The sequence below is a fragment of the Mesorhizobium sp. HAY1-8B genome, from assembly GCF_056868045.1.
Genome location: NZ_CP200321.1, coordinates 5,886,462 through 5,905,492, shown reverse-complemented (window position 1 = coordinate 5,905,492; position 19,031 = coordinate 5,886,462). Strand labels below are relative to the sequence as shown.

At 64.7% G+C, this 19,031-nt stretch carries 14 protein-coding genes; 8 read left to right on the top strand and 6 right to left on the bottom strand.

What is annotated here, in order from left to right; all coding sequences use genetic code 11:
- Window positions 1–2 precede the first annotated feature (2 nt).
- A complete protein-coding gene (gene nadE, locus AC1VON_RS28390; protein WP_483125643.1) occupies window positions 3–986 on the bottom strand; it encodes an NAD(+) synthase in 984 nt (327 codons plus the stop codon).
- On the bottom strand, window positions 983–3,733 hold the full coding sequence (locus tag AC1VON_RS28385) for an AMP-binding protein (protein ID WP_483125642.1): 2,751 nt from the start codon (window positions 3,731–3,733) through the stop codon (window positions 983–985). The genes nadE and AC1VON_RS28385 overlap by 4 nt, the downstream gene beginning before the upstream one ends.
- A gap of 347 nt (window positions 3,734–4,080) precedes the next feature.
- Between AC1VON_RS28385 and AC1VON_RS28380 the strand changes: the two genes are divergently transcribed.
- Window positions 4,081–4,812, top strand: a complete 732-nt coding sequence (locus AC1VON_RS28380) for an AAA family ATPase (protein WP_483125641.1) — start codon at window positions 4,081–4,083, stop codon at window positions 4,810–4,812.
- 478 nt (window positions 4,813–5,290) lie between these two features.
- Window positions 5,291–5,704 (top strand): DOPA 4,5-dioxygenase family protein, encoded by a 414-nt coding sequence (locus AC1VON_RS28375; RefSeq protein ID WP_483125640.1) that lies wholly within the window; start codon window positions 5,291–5,293, stop codon window positions 5,702–5,704.
- 35 nt (window positions 5,705–5,739) lie between these two features.
- Here AC1VON_RS28375 and AC1VON_RS28370 read toward each other — a convergent pair whose 3' ends face one another.
- Window positions 5,740–7,566, bottom strand: a complete 1,827-nt coding sequence (locus AC1VON_RS28370) for a dipeptide ABC transporter ATP-binding protein (RefSeq protein ID WP_483125639.1) — start codon at window positions 7,564–7,566, stop codon at window positions 5,740–5,742.
- Window positions 7,567–7,756: 190 nt separating this feature from the next.
- Between AC1VON_RS28370 and AC1VON_RS28365 the strand changes: the two genes are divergently transcribed.
- The 5 genes from AC1VON_RS28365 to AC1VON_RS28345 are packed head-to-tail and all read left to right on the top strand — an operon-like array spanning window position 7,757 to window position 13,454.
- Window positions 7,757–9,109, top strand: a complete 1,353-nt coding sequence (locus tag AC1VON_RS28365; RefSeq protein WP_115142507.1) for an LLM class flavin-dependent oxidoreductase — start codon at window positions 7,757–7,759, stop codon at window positions 9,107–9,109.
- A 10-nt stretch (window positions 9,110–9,119) separates the two neighbouring features.
- Complete coding sequence (locus tag AC1VON_RS28360) at window positions 9,120–9,893, top strand: DUF427 domain-containing protein (protein ID WP_483125638.1); 774 nt, start codon at window positions 9,120–9,122, stop codon at window positions 9,891–9,893.
- Between the two features lie 53 nt (window positions 9,894–9,946).
- Window positions 9,947–11,602: an ABC transporter substrate-binding protein gene (locus AC1VON_RS28355; protein ID WP_483125637.1), complete on the top strand. Its 1,656-nt coding sequence runs from the start codon at window positions 9,947–9,949 to the stop codon at window positions 11,600–11,602.
- 20 nt (window positions 11,603–11,622) lie between these two features.
- Window positions 11,623–12,576, top strand: coding sequence for an ABC transporter permease (locus AC1VON_RS28350; protein ID WP_483126390.1), 954 nt, complete (start codon window positions 11,623–11,625; stop codon window positions 12,574–12,576).
- A complete protein-coding gene (locus AC1VON_RS28345; protein WP_483125636.1) occupies window positions 12,573–13,454 on the top strand; it encodes an ABC transporter permease in 882 nt (293 codons plus the stop codon). Before AC1VON_RS28350 ends, AC1VON_RS28345 begins: the two co-directional genes overlap by 4 nt.
- 11 nt (window positions 13,455–13,465) lie before the next feature.
- On the opposite strand, the gene AC1VON_RS28340 is transcribed toward AC1VON_RS28345, so the two are convergent.
- Together AC1VON_RS28340 and AC1VON_RS28335 are read right to left on the bottom strand one after the other, a co-directional pair.
- On the bottom strand, window positions 13,466–13,834 hold the full coding sequence (locus tag AC1VON_RS28340; RefSeq protein WP_483125635.1) for a response regulator: 369 nt from the start codon (window positions 13,832–13,834) through the stop codon (window positions 13,466–13,468).
- Between the two features lie 16 nt (window positions 13,835–13,850).
- Complete coding sequence (locus AC1VON_RS28335; RefSeq protein WP_483125634.1) at window positions 13,851–16,118, bottom strand: PAS domain S-box protein; 2,268 nt, start codon at window positions 16,116–16,118, stop codon at window positions 13,851–13,853.
- A gap of 397 nt (window positions 16,119–16,515) precedes the next feature.
- Between AC1VON_RS28335 and AC1VON_RS28330 the strand changes: the two genes are divergently transcribed.
- Window positions 16,516–16,659, top strand: coding sequence for a hypothetical protein (locus AC1VON_RS28330; protein ID WP_140774202.1), 144 nt, complete (start codon window positions 16,516–16,518; stop codon window positions 16,657–16,659).
- 26 nt (window positions 16,660–16,685) lie between these two features.
- On the opposite strand, the gene AC1VON_RS28325 is transcribed toward AC1VON_RS28330, so the two are convergent.
- Window positions 16,686–19,019 (bottom strand): cation:proton antiporter domain-containing protein, encoded by a 2,334-nt coding sequence (locus AC1VON_RS28325; protein ID WP_483125633.1) that lies wholly within the window; start codon window positions 19,017–19,019, stop codon window positions 16,686–16,688.
- Window positions 19,020–19,031: the final 12 nt, after the last annotated feature.

Sequence of the window (19,031 nt, the reverse complement as noted above, 5' to 3'; positions counted from 1 at the left end):
GGTCAATCCTCGTCAATTCCGGCGGACAGCAAGGGCCGCGCGTGAAGATAGTGGGCGGCCCGCCGTTTCGCGTCGATGTCCTTGAAGACTTTCTGGAGCTGGGGCTCGGTGAGGCCGGCCGCCGCCGCGACCTCATCGCCGGCGATCCCGTGGTTCAGGCCATAGAGGCATAGATCCATCAGGTGGTAGGGTAGCGCGAAATAGAATTCCTCTTGGCTTTGCGCCATGGAGAAGGTGTCGGTGGTGGGCGCCCGCCGCTGGATTTCCTCGTCCACCCCGAGATATTCCGCGAGTTGATAAACCTGGGTCTTGTAAAGGTGGACGATCGGCATCACGTCGGCGGTTCCGTCACCCTGCTTGACGAAAAAGCCCTGGTCGTACTCAAGGCGGTTTGGTGTCCCGGCAACCGCGTATTTGAGGCGGTCGGCGTGGTAGTATTCCGTCATCTTGCGCAGGCGCTGCTTGTAGTTGGTCGCGGCGACGATCTGCAGGTAGGCGGCAGGCGACAGGCGCACCGTGTCGACCTTGCCCTCCGGATCCTGGACCGTGAGCCGGGTGATGTTGAGGCCGTTGCTCTCCAGCACCGATGCGAGCACCAGCTTGCATTTCCAGCCCTCCCCATAGTCGGGAACGACGGTCCGGATCGCCTCGATCTGCCGGCTGTAGGCGCCAGTGGCCTCCAGTGCCGGTGCCATGTCCTCCACGACGTTTTCAATGCCAAGCTGTGCCGCGACACGGCGGCCAAGTCTCAGCGAGTTGCCGGAGGAATCCCGCTCCGGCATGAACAGTCCTAGGACCCTGTCCTTGCCGAACGCGTGCGTGCACAAGGTCGCGACGACGGAGCTGTCGATGCCGCCGGAAAGGCCGACAACCACGCCGCGACGATGGAGCGTGCCAAGGACCTGCGTGCGCAAGGTGTCAACGATGCGATCGACCTGCGCACGAGCATCGAGCAGCAGCGCGTCCTTGCTGAAGTGTGAGATCACGTCGATGACAAATCCTCCCTTTTGCGAGACTCGGCCGGGGAGTAGGTCTGCACAACCGCCCTCTCGATGAGGGGACGGTTGGTGGCAAGATGAGGCTCCACGACAAGGTCGATGTGGTTGCCGTTGATCGCAACCACGTCCAGCCGTGCCAAGGCGCTATCCCAGCCCAAGGCCCGAGGCATTCCCTCCCGGCGGCATCGAAACAAGGTGCCGGCGATCGGCAGGGCCGGTTTCGGTGCGTCCAGCCACTGGAAGAAAGACCGCGCCCGCAAGACCTCCTGCAGTTCCAGTTTGGTTCTGAAGCTCGTCGGGTTGAACTCTCCCTTGGCCGAGCGGTCGAGAAACCTGGCGAGATACGCCTCGCAGCCCATTGCAACGGTGATCTTCGCAAGGGCCCGGCAAGCCATCCGGTGGGCGGATATGCGATTTGTCCGAATGCGATGGAATGTGCGGGTCAGCGTTGCCCAGAAGTCGCTCGGCTCGTTCAGAAGGCTCGTGTCGAGGATGCCCAGAAACCTGACCGGCCGACCGGCGGCCAGCAGCCGTGCGGCAACCTCGAATGCGACCGCGCCGCCAAGCGAATGGCCGAGAAGCCGCACGGGGCCGGCAGGCTGGGCGCGGCCTATCTGTTCGAGCGCGGCGGCAGCCATGGCGGAGAGAGAGTTATGTCCGTCCAATATCGCGGCGAGGCCGGGGTACCTGATGGGATTGACCCGGGCGACTTTGCCCATGGCGGCCGCGAAGGCGGCCAGGCTCGGACCATAGCCGACGGATCCCGGAAACAGGAAAAGAACCGGGGGGTGATGCTTCTTCTCGCGCCGTTCGCCTGCCTGCGCGGACGCGACCGCCTCAACCATCTCGTTGAAGCTCATTCCGACGGTGAAGGCCTCAAGGCCTAGTTCCTGCCCGATGGCGCTTTCGATCGCCATGACGCAATGCAGCAGCTGCAGCGAATCTCCTCCCGCCTCGTCCCAGTTTCCCGCCGCAACGCCCGTGTTGAGAACCTGCATCCACGCGTGCTGCACGATTTGCCTGGTATTCAGTTCGCCTCCGGCGGGCGGCGGTCGGGCAGCGGGCGGTTGGGCGGCTGGCGCCGTCTTTCTGTCCGAGCGATCCAATTGGATGAGGCTTGCCAGGTCGACCTTTCCGCCCAGCAGGCGCGGGATGGCGGCGATGGTGTGCAACCTCGAGGGACGCAGTGGCGCCGGCAATGTCGTTCTGACGAGCTGGCGAAGCTCCTCCGCGAAAGCAGCCCCGGCCAAGTGTTTGGGAACCGCGAACGCGATGAGTTCTTTCTCCGGCGTCACGATTGCCACGGCATCCGCCACCGAAGGCGCGCCACGCAGGACCCGTTCGAGTTCGGCGGGTTCGACGCGTCGACCATTGATCTTGATCTGGCGCCCCTTGCGGCCGACGACCCACAACAGCCCATCATCGTCCAGCCGAACGAGGTCGCCCGTCGCGAAAACCCGAACACCGGGATCGTCCGGGTCCGGCCGCGCGGGAACGACGACGCCGTTCTCCCAGTGGCCAAGCAGCACATAGGGGCTCTTGATCAGAAGCTCTCCACTCTCGCCTGTCCTGACACCGCGGTCCGCTTCGTCGACAATGGCGAATGCCATCCCGGGAAGCAGCCTGCCAACGGGGACCGACGTGTCTTGCTCCGGCCAGTTCGCCGGCAAGAACCATTGCGAACCGGTGGTCTCGGTCGACGAGTAGCCGATCTGGATCAGGCACTGGTCCGAAACGGCCTTGCGCAGCAACCCGATGTCCGTCCACGACACCTTCTCCCCGCCGATCCGGGCCACTCTGAGTGAGTGGAAGGCGTCGGCGGGGGCCTCGGTCAGGAGCGCCCGAAGCAGCGCCGGCACCAGGTAGGCGACCGTCACGCCTTCGGTTTGCAACCGGGCGCGCACCGCGCGCAGGCCGACCGCCTCCACCTCGAGAAGATGCAACGCGGCGCCCGTCAGCAGCGCGGCCAGAATCTCCCGGCAACCGGCAATCGTGGCCGGCCCGGTCAGCGGCAGGAACACGTCATCCGCGTTTATATGGCACGCGTCGACATATTGCAGGACCCGCCAGAGCAGGCTGCGTTGGCTGTTGACGATCCCCTTGGGACGCCCGGTGCTGCCTGAGGTGTAAAGCACCATTGCGGGCGCATCGACGGAAACGGGCGGCGGTTGTGGTGATGCCCGCTGAGCGTCCGGCGCGACGCCGGCGGCAATATCGATCCACAGCACGTCCTGCGCCAGATCGACGGGGCGGCCATTTCCAGAGCCTATGATGGCGCCAAGCCGCGCGGCATTCACAATCTCGATGATCCGAGAGCCGGGATCTCTCATGTTGAGCGGGACCGAAGGCCGTCCGGCCGCCATGCTCGCCAGCATTGCCACCGGGTACCAGACCGAGTTGGCCTGAAGGATCCCGACCGCCTGTCCTTCGGGGACGACGGCAGCAAGACGGCGGGACAGTGTCTCGACAGCCCGGAAAAGCTGGGAGTAAGTCAGGCGGTCGGCACCGTCGCTGATCGCGAGCTTGTCCGGATATTGCCTTGCGACATTTGCGAGGTGATCGAAGATGGGACTGTCCGCAAAATCGGCGCCCATCCGCTGATAGCGGCGCCAGACAGGCCCACCCTCGTCAAGAGCATATTCGGGCACGTCAGACCATCCGCGGGGTGTCGTTGGTCGACAATCCTCCTGTAGATCCTGATCCACTGCTTCCGATTGCAAATACGCTGGAGACATTCAGAGCCCCACCAAGCTGAATGCCGACCATCGCTCGCCACCGGAATCTTTTCATCAATCATTCGGATGATGCCTCGATCGTGACCGGACAGCTTCTTCCCGGCCGGCCTTCGCCGGAAGTACTCTAATGCCCTCCGGCAACAGCCGGGTCCGCCCCAAGGTCCCCGGCGGCGAGACGTTTGCCCAGGACCAATGCCACCTGTCTCCGGGGCAGGAACCCATGAGCCCTCCCAAGAGTCCACGGGTCTGAACAGTCATTCAAATGAATGTTGGTGGGGTTTGTAATCTGGCTAAGGTTCGAGTCGCAGGTGAGTGACTGCCTGCTTGGAGACGCTGGGCATTTCGGCATGATCATCGAGTTGTTTGGGCCGCCTGGTGCAGGCAAGACCACACTTCTTCGCGGCCTCTGCCAGGGGATGGCGAAGCAAGGCATCAACGTCAAGACAGTGAACGGCTATCGCCTGATTGAATACGGGTCGGCCCAGGATGACGGCCCGGAGGTACGCCATGGCATTGGGCGTATCGGCAGAAAGATCGCCACCTCGGGTCCTGTCTTGCTATCGACCTTGCCAAGGGACGGGGTAGCGGCGCGGCTTCTGGCGTCGATCCCCCTGCGGAGCCTCACATGGTCGTGGCGCATGAAGGTCGACATCGCCCTGCTATGCGAGTCCTGGCGCAAGGCGCAGGAATCGGAAGGTTACTTCATTTTCGAGGAAGGCCTGATCCAGGCTTTGTGTGCGCTGGTTCTGCTGGCGCGCACTCCAAGCATCGACGCGGTTCGTGACACCCTGGCATTCCTGCCAAGACCGGATGTCCTTATCCAAATCGATGCGCCGCAGGAAACCTTGCGCCGCCGTCTTATGGACCGCCATGCCGGGCAACCGGCGATCGAGGTCCTCCTGTTCGAACTCGGCGTGGACAGGGGCTTGAAGCAAGCCAATATCTCGAGGGAGGTGGGCGAATGCTTGCGCCAGGACGGATGGCCCTTGATAAAAGTCAACGGCGCCGACCCTCACGATTTCGACAGGATCATCAAGCGAATCCTGGGAGAGCATGTCAATGAGACCGCCGTGGCGTGACCAGGACGATAAAGGCTAATCACCGGATAGCAGCATCTCAGGATTTGAATAGTCGCGTGGTTCGAGCCCCCGGAGCGATCCGGCGGGGCTGTATCTCGTACCGATTTTACCGTCCGACCGGACTACGCAGGCTGCTCGGGCACCCATCCAGGCCGACACATGTCCGTCGTCGGCCCGAGCGCTCACCCTCACAACAAAACGTTTGCCTCTCTCGCAATGTCGTCGCGATGGCGGCAAGGCCGTCCCCGATCTCTCGTCCGCTGACGTGGTTCGCATCGGCCGTGGCGCGTCTTTGACGATCGATCGCGGCGGTCCGCCTGGCCGATGAGAGCCTCGGGGCGGTCGGGCGATCTTGCTTAAAACCTCGTTCTTGGGCTGAATACTTGGACATTCGCCACGTTGCCGAAACAAGTGAAACAGGGACCGCCTCCGCGCATCGGCCTGCCGGGCGCGAGAATCATCGAAGGAGAGCATTGTGATGAACGAAGCCAGTCCAAGGCCTCTCGCGGAAATCGCCAGCTATCACGCCCACATCTACTATGACGGAGAGACCGAGCGGCAACGCGCCGAATGGCTTCGTCTTCGCATCGGCGAGCGTTTCCGCGTACGCCTGGGCAATTGGCACGACGAGAAAGTCGGCCCGCATGACCAGGCCATGTACCAGGTCTCCTTCGCCAACGAGATTTTCGGCACGCTCGTTCCTTGGCTGATGCTGAACCATGGCGGCTTGAGCATCCTCATCCACCCGAATACGGAGAACCCCAAGCGCGACCATCTGGTCGATCCAGTCTGGATCGGCCGGCCGCTGGGGGTGCATGGCGACGTGCTTCCGGACGACCATGAGGCGGAAGAGCCGCTGGAGCCGAACACCGAGCCGTCGCTGCCGGCGTAACGCTTCCCGGCGCGACCGGGTTCTCCCCGGATGTCTCAGCCGGCGCGCTTCCAGCAGGCGATGAAATGGCCGGCTTCAACTTCCCGGGCGACAGGTTCGGCCTCGAGGCAGCGGGCGTCGGCCAGCGGGCAACGGCCGGCGAAGGCGCAGCCGCCCGGGCCGGCCTCGAGGGCGGCTTGCGCTTCGGCCATGGTCGTCGCCTGCCCATCGTTCGAGGACGCCGCCAGCAGCATTTGCGTGTAGGGATGGTTGGGGCCGGCGAAGACCTGGTCGGAGGAACCGGTCTCGACCAGGCGGCCGCGATAGAGCACGCCGATGCGGTCGGCCATGTAGCGCACGACCCGCAGATCATGGCTGATGAAGAGGTAGGCGGTGTCCTTGCTCTTCTGCAGGTCGTTGAGCAGGTTGAGCACGGTCGCCTGCACCGACACGTCGAGGGCCGAGGTCGGCTCGTCCAGCACCACCAGCCTCGGCAGGCCCGCGAAGGCGCGCGCGATGGCCGTGCGCTGGCGCTGGCCGCCTGACAGCGTGCCGGGCTTTTGTTCCGCCGTGGTGGGGGCGAGGCGCACCGAAGCCAGGAGGTCGCCGACGCGGCGTGGCACCGCGCGGCGGGGCAGGCCGGCCAGCCGCCGCAGCGGCCGGCCAAGGATGCGGCTGATGCGCTGGCGCGGGTTGAGCGTGCGGTCGGGCGACTGGAACACCATCTGCACATCGCGTCGCTCGCTTGGCTGGCGCCGTTCGACCAGTGGCGCCACGGTCTTGCCGAACAGCGCGACGGTACCAGCCGTCGGCGGCTGCAGGCCGGTGACGATGCGGGCCAGCGTCGACTTGCCGGAGCCGGACTCCCCGATCAGCCCGAAGGTCTCGCCGCTGGCGATGTCGAGGTCGATGCCGTGCAGCACCGGCTGGCCGCCGAAGGATTGTCTTATGCCGCGGCAAGACACGGCGATTTCGCGCTGCGGCGTGGGCGAGGCAATGTCTTGTTGTTCTTCGGCTGGTGCATCCGAAGCGAGGTCGATGGGGCTAGCATCCTCGGCCAGCCTGCCATCGCGCTTGGTGCGGTTGAGCGTTGGAATGGCGGCGACCAGCGCCTTTGTGTAGGCGTGGCGCGGATTGTCGAAAACCTCCCCGGCAGCACCGGTTTCGACAATCGAGCCGGCCTGCATCACCGATACCCGGTCGCAGGAACGGCGGATCAGATTGATGTCGTGGCTGATCAGCAGGATCGAGGTGCGGTGCTCGCGGCGCAGATCGTCGAGGATGGCGATGATCTCGGACTGGACGCTGGCGTCGAGCGCCGTGGTCGGTTCGTCCATCACCAGCAGTGCCGGGTCGAGGGCGATGGCGATGGCGATGTTGGCGCGCTGCTGCATGCCGCCCGACAATTCGTGCGGATAGAGCTGTAGTACGCGTTCGGGATTGGCGACGCGGACGCGGCCAAGCAACTGTGCCGCACGGCCAAGGGCCTCGTCGTGGTGCATCGGGCGATGGCGCAGGATCGTCTCGGTGATCTGTCCGCCAATGGTCATGCTCGGGTTCAGCGCCGAGCCCGGATGCTGGTAGACGGCGGCGATGCGGTCGCCGCGCAGCCGGCGCAGCTCGTTGGTCGAGAGGTCGCGGATTTCGCGGTTTTCGAAGGCCAGTTGCGCGGCCTCGACCCGGGCGTGCCTGGGCAGATAGCGCAGCACGGCCAGCGCCACCGAGCTCTTGCCGGAACCGGATTCGCCGACCAGCCCAAGCGCTTCGCCCTGGGCGATCTCGAGCGAAATGTCATCCACCGCGCGGTGGATGCGCCGGGCTCCCCTGTAGGAGACGGAGAGGTGCTCGACGTTTAGAACCGAAGACGACGATGAAGAGGACATGCCCGAAACCACTTTCTGTCCGCGCGGCGATCAGGGGCAATCGCTTCCGCTTTCATATGGAACAATCTCTATAAAATTACTCGAATTAAACCCGAGCGCAATCTAACTTTCGCTGACTGGAAGATTTTCGGGGCACGGCCACAGGCCGCGGCACCGGCGGTTTTCCGCATCCGCAGGGAAGGGTATCCAGATGTCGCACATGATCCTCAGCGCGTTCTTCTTCAACCCGCAGGGCGACCATCGCATGGCATGGCGCCACCCCCGCGCACCGGGCCGCGAAGTGCTCGATTTCGACTATTATCGCGAGCTGGTGCAGGCGGCCGAGCGGGCCAGGATCGACACCATCTTCGTCGCCGATCACGTGTCGATCTGGGATTCGGTGAAGAGCGGCGTCGCTCACTACGCCAATGCCCGCCTCGAACCACTGACGCTGCTGTCGGCACTGGCCGGCGTGACCAAGCATATCGGCCTGATCACCACGGCGTCGAGCTCCTACAGCGAGCCCTACAATGTCGCGCGCCTGTTCGCCTCGCTCGACCATATCAGCAAGGGCAGGGCGTCCTGGAATGTCGTCACCTCGGCCATGGACGAGGAGGCGCGCAATTTCGGCCGCGACGGCAATATCGAGCACGCTTTCCGCTATGAGCGGGCCGGCGAGTTCCTCGATATCGTCAAGGCGCTGTGGGACAGCTGGGAGGACGAGGCGCTCCTCATCGACAAGGAGACGGGCTATTTCGCCGACCCGGACAAGGTCCATCCGATCGACCACAAGGGCAAGCACTTCAAGGTGCGCGGGCCGCTCAACGTGTCGCGGCCGCCACAGGGCCATCCGCTGATCGTCCAGGCCGGCTCGTCCGAGGACGGCAAGAATTTCGCCACTGCCCAGGCCGATGCGCATTTCGCCATCTACAGCACCAGGGAAGACGGCATCAAATACCGCCAGGACATCAACGAGCGGCTGGCGCGCCACGGCCGGCGGCCGGAAAGCTTTAAGATCCTGCCCGGCATCCTGCCGATCGTCGCGGCTTCCGAAGCCGAGGGCCGGGACAAGCAGGAATATCTGCAGACGCTTCTCCCCGACCAAGTCGGCATCGATCTTCTGTCGAGCTGGAGCGGCATCGACCTGTCGGCCTACCCGCCGGACGGCCCGCTGCCGCCACTGCCGGACGAAAGCACTTTCAATGGCGGACGCACATCGCTCAACCGCGTCAAGCAATGGTCAAAGCAGAATCTCAGCCTGCGCGACATAGCCCGCAAGCTCGCCAACAGCGGCTCGGTGCCGACGGTCGCCGGCACGCCGAAGCAGATTGCCGACCAGCTTGAGGACTGGTTCGTCTCGGGAGCCGCCGACGGTTTCAATCTGATGTTCCCGCTGCTGCCTGAGGACTGGGTGAACTTCGCCGAACAGGTGGTGCCGGAATTGCAGAGGCGCGGCCTGGTGCCGACCGAATATGCGCCGGGCACCTTGCGCGACCGCTTCGGGCTTGCGCGACCGGCCAACCGCTTCGCCGAGCAGCGCGCCAATGCGCGCGCCGTGTCCTGAGGCAACGGCCATGACCGCCGCACCGAACCTCCAGCCTCGCGAAGCCACCGCTCCGCGTCTCGTCAACGTCCTGCATAGCCCCAAGCGGGTGCGCGTCAAGTTTGGCGGCCGCACCATCGCCGACAGCCGCAATGTGCTGGTGCTGCGCTCCAACCATTTCCTGCCGATCTATTTCTTCCCGCCGTCCTCGGTCGATCCGTCGGTGCTGAAGCCGTCGCTGCATCGCGAGCCGCACGCGGTCGGCGGTGAGACCGCCTATTGGGACATCGACAGCGGCGACAGGCGCGCCGCCAATGCGGCGTGGTCGTTCACGGCACCGCCGGACGAAAACCTGTCGCCGCTCGCCGGCCGCATCGCCTTCACCTGGAAGGCGGTCGACCAGTGGTTCGAGGAGGAAGAAGAAGTCTTCGTCCACGCCCGCGATCCCTATGCGCGTATCGACGTGCTGCACAGTTCCAGCCACGTCCAGGTCTGGTTCGACGGCGACATCATCGCCGACAGCCAGCGCCCGGTGCTACTGTTCGAAACCCATCTGCCGACGCGTTTCTACCTTCCCGCGGAGGATGTCCGGCTGGACCGGTTGGCGGCGTCCGTTTCCACGACGCGATGTCCCTACAAGGGCATCGCCTCCTACTGGTCGGGTCTCTTGAAGGACGGTTCGGTTCGCCCCGACATTGCCTGGAGCTACCGCGACCCGATCGACGAAATGCCCAAGATCAAAGGCCTGATCGCCTTCTATCCGCAAGCGGTCGACCGCATCCATCTCGACGGCCAGCCGGCCTGACGGCGGCTTTCCCACCCATTCATGCCCATCATCCCATTCAAGAAAGAGAAAAAATGACGAAACGGTCCGATATCGATTTGCTGCGCAACCAGGCTGGACGTGACCACATCGGCGACATCTGGAATGTCGCGGTCGACGAATACGCGCAGGGCTTCCTCAAGCGCCGCGATCTCCTGAAATACGCAGCACTTCTCGGTCTCACCGGCTTTGCCGCCTCGCAGGGCCTCTTCACGCCACGCGCGGCACGCGCGGCAGGAGCCGGTGGCGGCACGGTCCGCGTCGGTCTCGGCCAGCCGACCAAGGCGATCGATCCCGTCACGGTGACCGATCCGGCCAGCATCGGGGTGATCAGCCAGGTCGGTGAATATCTGATCCTCGACGATCCCAAGGATGGGCTGCAGCCGAAGCTTGCTTTGTCGTGGGAAGCCGACGAGACGGCCAAGCGCTGGACCTTCAAGCTCAGGCCCGGCGTGAAATTCCATGATGGCCGCGCGGTCACCGCAAAGGACGTGGTTGCGAGCTTCGAGCGGCTTGTCGATCCGGCCAGCGGCTCGTCCGCCTTGTCGGCCTACAAGGGCATCCTCTCCAAGGGCGGCGCCAAGATCGTCGACGACGAAACCGTTGCCTTCGACCTCGACCAGTCGAACAGCAACTTCCCGTTCTATGTCTCCTCCGACGTCTACAATGCCGTCATCCTGCCGGCCGACTATGCCGGCGATTTCGAGAAGAATTTCAACGCCACCGGCCCGTTCAAGCTGGACTCCTTCCGCCCCAAGCAAGGTGCCAGCTTCGTGCGCAACCCCGACTATTGGGGCGACAAGGCGCTGCCCGACCGGGTCGAGATCAAGTTCTTCGACGACGAGCAGGCACAGGTGCTGGCGCTGCAGGCGGGCCAGCTCGACGTCATCCCCTCCACCACGCGGCTGGAACTGGCGATCGAGGGCAATCCCAACTTCAAGCTGCTCAGCGTGCAGGCAAGCTCGCATGACGAAGTGCATCTGCGGACCGACCAGGCGCCGTTCACCGACAAGCGCGTGCGCCGGGCGCTGGCGCTCACCATCGACCGCGAGGCCGTGGTCAAGGGCCTGCTGAAGGGCCGCGCCATCGTCGGCAACGACACCCCGTTCGCGCCGATCTTCCCCTCGGCCGATCCGTCCGTGCCGCAGCGCAAGCAGGACATCGAGGAGGCCAAGCGGCTGCTTGGCGAGGCTGGCGTGCCCAACGGTTTCGAGGTGACGCTGACCACCGAGCGCGCCTACGACATTCCCGACTATGCGGTGCTGATCCAGAATTTCGCCAAGAAGGCCGGCATCGACATCAAGCTCAACGTGCTGCCGCAGGATGCCTATTACGGCTCGGCGACATTCGGCAGCTCGCCATGGCTGGATTCCAATCTCGGCATCACCGATTTCGGCCATCGCGGCACGCCCGACATCTTCCTCAACGCGACGCTGAAGAGTTCGGGCGCCTGGAACGCGGCGCATTTCAACAATCCGGACTATGATGCGCTGCTGGCCGACTACGGCAAGGCGCGCGACCTGCAGGCGCAGCGCGTGGCCGCCGGAAAGATCCAGACCCTGCTGCTCGACGAGACGCCGCTGATCATCGGTTATTTCTCGCAATACAGCCGCATTGTCTCCTCGAAGGTCGAAGGCGTGCGCTTCACCGCCATCTCGCACCTGCTGCTCGACAAGGTGTCGTTCGTTTGAACGGCATCGCCTCGATGGCGATCGTGCGGCCGCTGGCGGCACGCGCGGGCTCGCTGCTGTTGACGCTGTGGCTGGTCAGCGCGCTGGTCTTCCTCGCCGGGCAGGTGCTGCCCGGCGATGTCGGCCGCGTCATGCTCGGCCCGTTCGCCGATGCGCAGGCGGTCGCCGAACTCAATCGCAAGCTCGGCACCGACCAGCCGATCCTTGCCCAATACTGGCACTGGTTCAGCCGGGCTATTTCAGGGGATTTCGGCGACTCGCTGTCGATGCGGGCGCCGGTGGCGCCGTTCGTTCTGTCGAGCATCAAGAACTCAGCCGCACTGGCCGGCGTCGTGCTTTTGTTCCTGGTGCCGATCGGCATCGGCGCCGGCGTCGTCGCGGGCCTGCGCTCGGGGAGCCTTGTCGACCGCCTGATCGTGCTGACCGGCGTTTCGCTCTCGATCGTGCCAGACTTCGTCTCCGGCCTGCTGTTGCTGATGGTCTTCGGCCTGTGGCTGGCCTGGTTTCCGATCACCGGCACCGCGCCTGATGGAGCCGGCTTCTGGACGTCCAGCTACCATCTCATCCTGCCGGCGCTGCCGCTGGTGCTGAACCTGATCGGCTATGTCGCCCGCATGACCAGGGCAGGGGTGATCGAGGCCCGCGCGGCGGACTATACGCGCACCGCGATCCTCAAGGGGCTCAGCCCGTCGCAAGTCTTGTTCAAGCATGTGCTGCGCAACGCGCTGGTGCCGACGGTGGCCGTCATCGCCACGCAGAGCGGCTTCCTGCTCGGCGGGCTGGTGGTGATCGAGGCGCTGTTCGGCATACAGGGGCTCGGCAATCTGGTGCTGAGCGCCGCCAAGGCGCGCGACTTCCCGATGCTCGAGGCCGGCGTGTTGGTGATGGCGACGATTTTCGTGTCGACGGCGGCCATCGGCGATCTCCTGCAGGCGCTACTCGATCCGCGCCAGCGCCGGCGCAACGCGCCATGACCGATCTCGTGCAGTCTCCCGTGCATGGCGACATCAGGCTTTCCTGGATCGGCCGGCTGCGTGGCCTTCTGCCTGACGCGGCGCCATCGACCCTGATGGGTTTGGCGGTGCTTCTGTTCTGGGTCGTCTGCGCGGTGTTCGGTTCGCAATTCGTGCCGTTCGACCCCTATGCCGAGGATTTCCTGTCGATGATGACGCCGCCCGACGCGGTGCACTGGTTCGGCACCGACCAGCTTGGGCGCGACGTGCTTTCACGCATCATCGTCGGCTCGTGGGATATCCTGCTGGTCGCGCCGCTGGCGACACTGGCGGGCGTCACCGCGGGCAGCATCATCGGGCTGGTGCTCGGCACCTTCGGCGGCCTGGTCGATGCGGTCGGCGCGCGGCTGCTCGACGCCGTCATGTCGCTGCCGTTCATCGTGCTGGTGACGATGGCGCTGGTGGCGATCGGCCCGTCCAACCTCACCGTCATCCTGGTGATCGGCCTTGCCTATGCGCCGCTGGTGGCGCGCACGGTGCGCACCGCCGTGCGCGAACAGCGCGAGCGCGACTATGTCAGCGCGGCGCGGCTCGCCGGCGAAGGACGGCTGGCCATCATGTTCCTGGAAATCCTGCCCAATGTGCGGGAAACCATCCTGATCGAGCTGATCACCCGGCTCGGCTACGCCTTCTTCTCGATCGCGACGCTGAGCTTCCTCGGCCTCGGCATCCAGCCGCCATCGGCCGACTGGGGGCTGGCGATCGCCGACGGCTACGGCTTCCTCACCGGCGGCAAATGGTGGGTGGTGGTGTTCAATTCAGCCGCCATCATCTCGCTGGTGATGGCCACCAACCTCATCGCGCAAGGCATCGGCGCCTTCGAGAACAGCGACAAGTGAGTCCGTAGAGTCTAGTCGAGCAGGCCCTGGATGGTGGCTGCAACCGCCGCGGCCTCATAGGGCTTGGGTAGAAAGACGCCGCCGCTCGGCATGGCGTTCCGCGCCGGTTGTTGCTTGCCGGAGGTGACGATGATCTTGACCGGGGGCCAGCGGTCGCGCACGGCGGCGGACAGGCGCAGCCCGTCCATGGAACCGGGCATGTCGATGTCGGTGAACAGGATGCCGATGTCCTGATGGGTCTCCAGCAGGCTGATCGCCTGGTCCGCATTGCTGGCTTCGAGCACATCGTATCCCGCCTCGCGCAGATCGTCGGCGATGGCGAACAGCAAAAAGGCTTCGTCTTCGACAACGAGGACGGTGACGGGGCTCTGAGTGGTCATGGCATGCCCTATGTAGTCAGTACGGTGCTGTCGGCAACTGGGGTGCCGGTGCGTTCAACACGCACTCAACGCCGTCGGGGTGGTAATCGATCCGCACGGTTCCGCCGAAGTCGGTGCCGAAGACCCGCTCGATCAGGAAGCGGCCGAAGCCGCGCCGGCTGGGCGGCGTCACCGGCGGACCGCCACTCTCGCGCCAGCGCCAGATCAGCCTGATGTCGCTGGGCCTATCTTGCGATGGCTGCAGCGACCATTCGATCGACACCTTGCCGCCCGGTGTCGACAATGCGCCGTATTTCAGCGCGTTGGTGGCGAGTTCGTTGACGGCGAGCGCCAGCGTCAACGCCATCTTGGGATTGATCGGCAGCGCCGGGCCGGAAATCGAAATCTGTTCGAGCGGGAAGGTGGCGACGGTGTTGTCGACCACCTCGCGGATCGAGGCACTGGTCCAGCGGGTCTTGTTCAGGATGTCATGGGCGTTGGCCAGCGCGCGCAGCCGTTCGTTGAAGGTGGCGCTTGCGGTGGCGATGTCGGTGTTGCGCAGTGTCTGCGAGGCGATGGCCGCGACCATCGCCAGGATGTTCTTGATGCGATGTTCAAGCTCGTGGGTCAGCAGTTCCTGACGCGCCTGCGCCCCGCGCCGGTCGGTGACATCCTGCATGACGCCGAACATCTTGACCGGCTTGCCGGTCTCGTCGTGGACGAAATCGATGTGACGCGACAGCCAGCGCAACTCGCCGGTGTCGGGCCGCCGGATGCGGTATTCCACCGCCGGCACGGCGGTGCCCTTCTCACGCGTTTCCTGGTTGGAGCGGATATCCTTGTCGTCGGGAATGACGATGTTTTCCAGCACGGAGATGTGCACGCTGTCGCGCGGCGATAGCCCCCAGAGACCCCAAAAACCCTCGGAGCCGACCACGGTTCCGCTGGCAATGTCGAGTTCGAGGGCCGCGATGCCGGCGGCATTCTGCGACAGCTGCAAGCGACGCTCGCTCTGCAGCAGGGCCTGCGCCGCCTGCTTCTGCTCGTCGATATCGGTGTTGGTGCCGATCCAGCGCACGATGGCGCCGTCGGTATCGCGGATCGGAACGGCGCGCGCGATGAACCAGCGATAGATGCCGTCATGGCGACGCAGTCGGAACTCGGTCTCGTAGAATGTGCCGGCGGCCGCCGTCTGCCGCCACTTCTCCGAGGCCGCGACGATGTCGTCGGGGTGCACGATATCGGCCCAGCCATCACCGTCAAGTTCGCCCGGCTTGGCGCCGGAATAGTCGTAGACACGCGGGTTGAACCAGTCGAGCAGTCCCTCCGGCGTGGCTGTCCAGACATGGTTGGGCATCGCCTCGGCGAAGGTGCGGAACTGCGTCTCGCTCTGGCGCAGCGCCTGTTCGGCAATCAGCCGGTCGGTGACGTCGACACCTTGCACGAAGATGCCGAACACCTCGCCCGCGGGGTTGCGCACCGGCTGGTAGACAAGATCGATGAAGCGGTCTTCGATCGCCGCGCCCGGCGTGCGCTGCAACTCCGCCTTCAAGGCGTAGCCAATGAATGCCTCACCGCTGGTGAAGACCCGGTCGAGCAGTTCGAAGAAGCCCTGGCCCTCTATCTCCGGCAAGGCCTGGCGGATCGGCAGGCCGATGATGTCGCGGTGGCCGACGAGTTGCATATAGGCGGCATTGGTCAGTTCGACGACATGCTGCGGACCAGACAGCATGGCCATGAAACCCGGTGCCTGTTCGAACATCTGGCGCTGGCGGTCGCGCTCGCCGGCGCGCCAGCGCTCGGCGGCGACCTTGGCGGTCGTCTCGATGACGATGGCGATGACGCCGGCCGGCTCTCCGCTTTCGTCGAGCACTGGTGAATAGTCGAGATCGAGCCAGACCTGCTCGGGCTTGCCGGTGCGGTTCAGCGTCAGCACCTGTTCGCGATAGGCAAGCGTGCCGCCGTTGCCCAGGCACACTTTCATGATGTTGTCGTTGAAGTCGGCCACCTCGGGCCAGCCTTCGCGCACTTTCGAGCCGAGCAGTTGCGGATGGCGGCCGCCGGCGAATTCCGAATAGCCGTCATTGTAGATCATGACGCCGTCCTCGCCCCAAAGCATGACGATCGGCACCTTGGAGCGCAGGATCAGCGACACCGCTGTCTTCAGGCTCTGCGGCCAGCCCCCGATCGGTCCGATCGACGTCGAGGCCCAGTCGAACGCGGCGATCAGGCGGCCAAGCTCTCCGCCGCCCGACAGGAAAGCGAGATGAGGATTGCCTACGGTCGCTGTGCTGGTTTGCGGCATGGAGTCCCGGATCGGTCGGCGTTGTTCGAGGGTCGATTGGCGGCTAACGTGTCAGATTCTGTGGATCGTTCGCTTTATGCCGGCCCGCACGACATCGCGGCGCGGGCGCGACCATGGGCCATGACGGATAGCAGCTGGCGAGATGTGAACAGGCATTTCCTCCCCGATCGCCACAACCCCGGGACAGGCCCTTCGGTTCCCGGTGCTGCCGATTTTCCTTCGACAGGGTTTGTCGGATCGAGGCGGGAAAGCCGGCTATTTGATCTAATTTCTTTGCAGGCGGTTAATTCGGCCATGCTGTTAATAAGTGTATTCTAATGCATGTTCACCGGAACCGCGTGGCGGTTTCGCGATAAGGACATGCGCGAAACTGATTGGTTTGGCGCGGGGTACGCAAATGACCAAGAATCTCGGCAATGCACGCTATGTGCCGCCCAAGGACACAAAAGCGTCCTTCTTCAGCAAGGCCGCGCCGGCGCTGTTCCCGCTGGTCGTGGCGGCGCTGGGCTACATGATCGGGCGGCAGTTCTTCGGCATATAGATTCCGGCACCTCGGCCGAGGGTGTATCAGGCGCTGATTTCGGCTGCCGTCTCCTCGGTGTTGGCGTCAGCCCGCTTGACGCGTTCGCTGGCCAGAAGCACGACCGGGCAGGCGACCGCGGCTAGTACCGCTGTCGCTGTGTCGCCGAAGAACAGCTCCTCGCCCGGCCGTTGGGTGACACCCATCACCACCATGGCGGCCCCTTTGGCCACTTCCCTGGCGATCGATCTGTCGGCCGTGGCCCGGGTGCGGATCGCGGTGTCGACGGCAACGCCGTAGCGGTCCGCGAGATCGGCGACATCCTTGAGCACGGCTTCCTCCCGGCGGTGCGAAACCGAGCCGGGCCGGTTGCCCTGCCTGGCTTGCGAGACATAGAGTACCTTGACGCGGGCCCGGTGCGGCCGCGCCAGCGCCAGCGCGAAATCGGCGGCGCGGCGTGCGACCTCGGTGCCATTGACGGGGACCAGTATCGTCGTTCCGGCGCGCAGTACGGGCATCTTTCCATTGGCTTTGGCGCCGTTCAGCACGAGGCAGAGCGGGCCGTCGAAGCCACTGCTGATGTCCTTCAGCGCGCCGCTGAAGATACCTTTGTCGCTCAGAGTGTTCTCCAGCCCAACCAGCAGAAGCCCATAGCCCTTGCGAGCTTCCGCCGCGATTGTCTCGGCGCTGGCTTCAGGCTCGGTGCGGGCTGTCAGATGGACCTTGTCGACAGGCGTGTCCTCGGCCTTGCTGACGGCCCTTGCACTCCTGGCGGCACCTTTCTTGACTTCCCTGGACGCGCGCTCCGGGCCTTTGTCGCTGACCTGCCGGGCGAGCTTGCCATCCTGGAGATGAAGCAGTGTGGTCGGCATGCCGCTGCCGCCGCCGACCAGGCCTGCGAGGTAAGCCGTGAACTTGCCGGCCGGGCTGTCGTCGACCAGCAGCAGCAGGCGCTCCAGCCTGGAGACGAAGCCGCGCTCGTCGAGCAGTTCGCGCTCGACGCGCTGCTTCTCGGCATGGTTGACGGGCAGGCGACCGAGCGCCCAGCGCAACATGGGCGGCATGGCGAGCGTGGTGATGACGGCCATGGTTACGATCATTGTGAACAGATTGTGGGACAGGATGTTCATCGACAGGCCGATGCTTGCGACGATCACCTCGGTCGAGCCGCGCGCGTTCATGGCGCTGCCGACGGCGATGGCTTCCTTCAGCGACATGCCGGCCAGCCGGCCGCCGAGGAAGGCGCCGCCGAACTTGCCGACGCTGGCGATCGCCACCAGCGCAAGCGTCAGCAACGCCAGCGTCGGGTCGGTAAGCACGGTGAGGTCGGCCGAGAGGCCGGCCATGCCGAAGAACACGGGCATGAACAGAGCTGTGATGACGCCGCGCAGCTGGCTCTCGATGTGATCGGACAGGATCGGCGATTCCCCGACCAATATGCCGGCGACGAAGGCGCCGAGCACGGTATGGACGCCGATCAGGTTGGTGATCAGCGCCATCACGCCCATGATAATCAGGATGACCGTGATGACGGCGTATTCGCCACGGAAGGAGTCATTGCTCCAGCGGATCAGCGTGAACACCAGACGGCGGCCGATGGTGAAGGAAAACACCATGAACAGCGCCACCTCGGCCACCGTGGTGACGAGCGGCAGTACCTGCAGGCTGCCATTGGTGGCGATGCCGAAGGTGACGGCGACGATCAGCCAGCCGATCGTGTCCTCGATAATGGCCGAGGAGATGATGACCTGGCCGAGATTGCGGCGCATGAAGTTCATCTCGCGCACCACCATGGCGACGATCTTGACCGAGGAGATGGACAGCGCCGTGCCGATGAACAGCCCGGCAACGACGCGCTGCGTCGGGTCCGGCAAGAGCGAGTCCGGCAGGAACTGCGCCAGCGCGAAACCGAGGGCGAAGGGTACGACGACGCCCGTGATCGAGATCGAGAAGCAGGCGGCGCCCACCCGGCGCACCAGGCGCAGGTCCGTCTCCATGCCGGTCAGCAATAGAAGGAGAAGGATGCCGAGCTGGGAGACGGCATCGATCATGCTCTTTTGCGCCGGGTCGTTGGAGAAGATCAGGTGCTGGGCGTCGGGCCATATCCAGCCGAACAGCGATGGCCCGAGCAGGATGCCGCCGATCAACTGCCCCATGATCGCCGGCTGGCCATAGCGCTGGAAGATTTCGCCCAGGCCCCGGCCGACCAGCAGGAGAAGAACGATCTCGGCGACGAACACGCCTTCGGCCGAGCCGCCCATGCCCGAGGCATGTCCGGCCGGTTGCGCGGCCAACGCCTGGCTTGCCGGCGCCAGGACGACAATGGCCGGCAGAAGGGCGGCCACGATGCCGTGTGACCTTGTAGCCGGTTGACGGTTCATGGGTCCCCCAAG

What these genes read in the sequence shown, in the direction of transcription:
- AC1VON_RS28385 (WP_483125642.1), bottom strand. Translation starts at nt 3,733, where the DNA reads ATGTCTCCAGCGTATTTGCAATCGGAAGCAGTGGATCAGGATCTACAG.
- AC1VON_RS28380 (WP_483125641.1), top strand. Translation starts at nt 4,081, where the DNA reads ATGATCATCGAGTTGTTTGGGCCGCCTGGTGCAGGCAAGACCACACTT.
- AC1VON_RS28375 (WP_483125640.1), top strand. Translation starts at nt 5,291, where the DNA reads ATGAACGAAGCCAGTCCAAGGCCTCTCGCGGAAATCGCCAGCTATCAC.
- AC1VON_RS28370 (WP_483125639.1), bottom strand. Translation starts at nt 7,566, where the DNA reads ATGTCCTCTTCATCGTCGTCTTCGGTTCTAAACGTCGAGCACCTCTCC.
- AC1VON_RS28365 (WP_115142507.1), top strand. Translation starts at nt 7,757, where the DNA reads ATGTCGCACATGATCCTCAGCGCGTTCTTCTTCAACCCGCAGGGCGAC.
- AC1VON_RS28360 (WP_483125638.1), top strand. Translation starts at nt 9,120, where the DNA reads ATGACCGCCGCACCGAACCTCCAGCCTCGCGAAGCCACCGCTCCGCGT.
- AC1VON_RS28355 (WP_483125637.1), top strand. Translation starts at nt 9,947, where the DNA reads ATGACGAAACGGTCCGATATCGATTTGCTGCGCAACCAGGCTGGACGT.
- AC1VON_RS28345 (WP_483125636.1), top strand. Translation starts at nt 12,573, where the DNA reads ATGACCGATCTCGTGCAGTCTCCCGTGCATGGCGACATCAGGCTTTCC.
- AC1VON_RS28340 (WP_483125635.1), bottom strand. Translation starts at nt 13,834, where the DNA reads ATGACCACTCAGAGCCCCGTCACCGTCCTCGTTGTCGAAGACGAAGCC.
- AC1VON_RS28335 (WP_483125634.1), bottom strand. Translation starts at nt 16,118, where the DNA reads ATGCCGCAAACCAGCACAGCGACCGTAGGCAATCCTCATCTCGCTTTC.
- AC1VON_RS28330 (WP_140774202.1), top strand. Translation starts at nt 16,516, where the DNA reads ATGACCAAGAATCTCGGCAATGCACGCTATGTGCCGCCCAAGGACACA.
- AC1VON_RS28325 (WP_483125633.1), bottom strand. Translation starts at nt 19,019, where the DNA reads ATGAACCGTCAACCGGCTACAAGGTCACACGGCATCGTGGCCGCCCTT.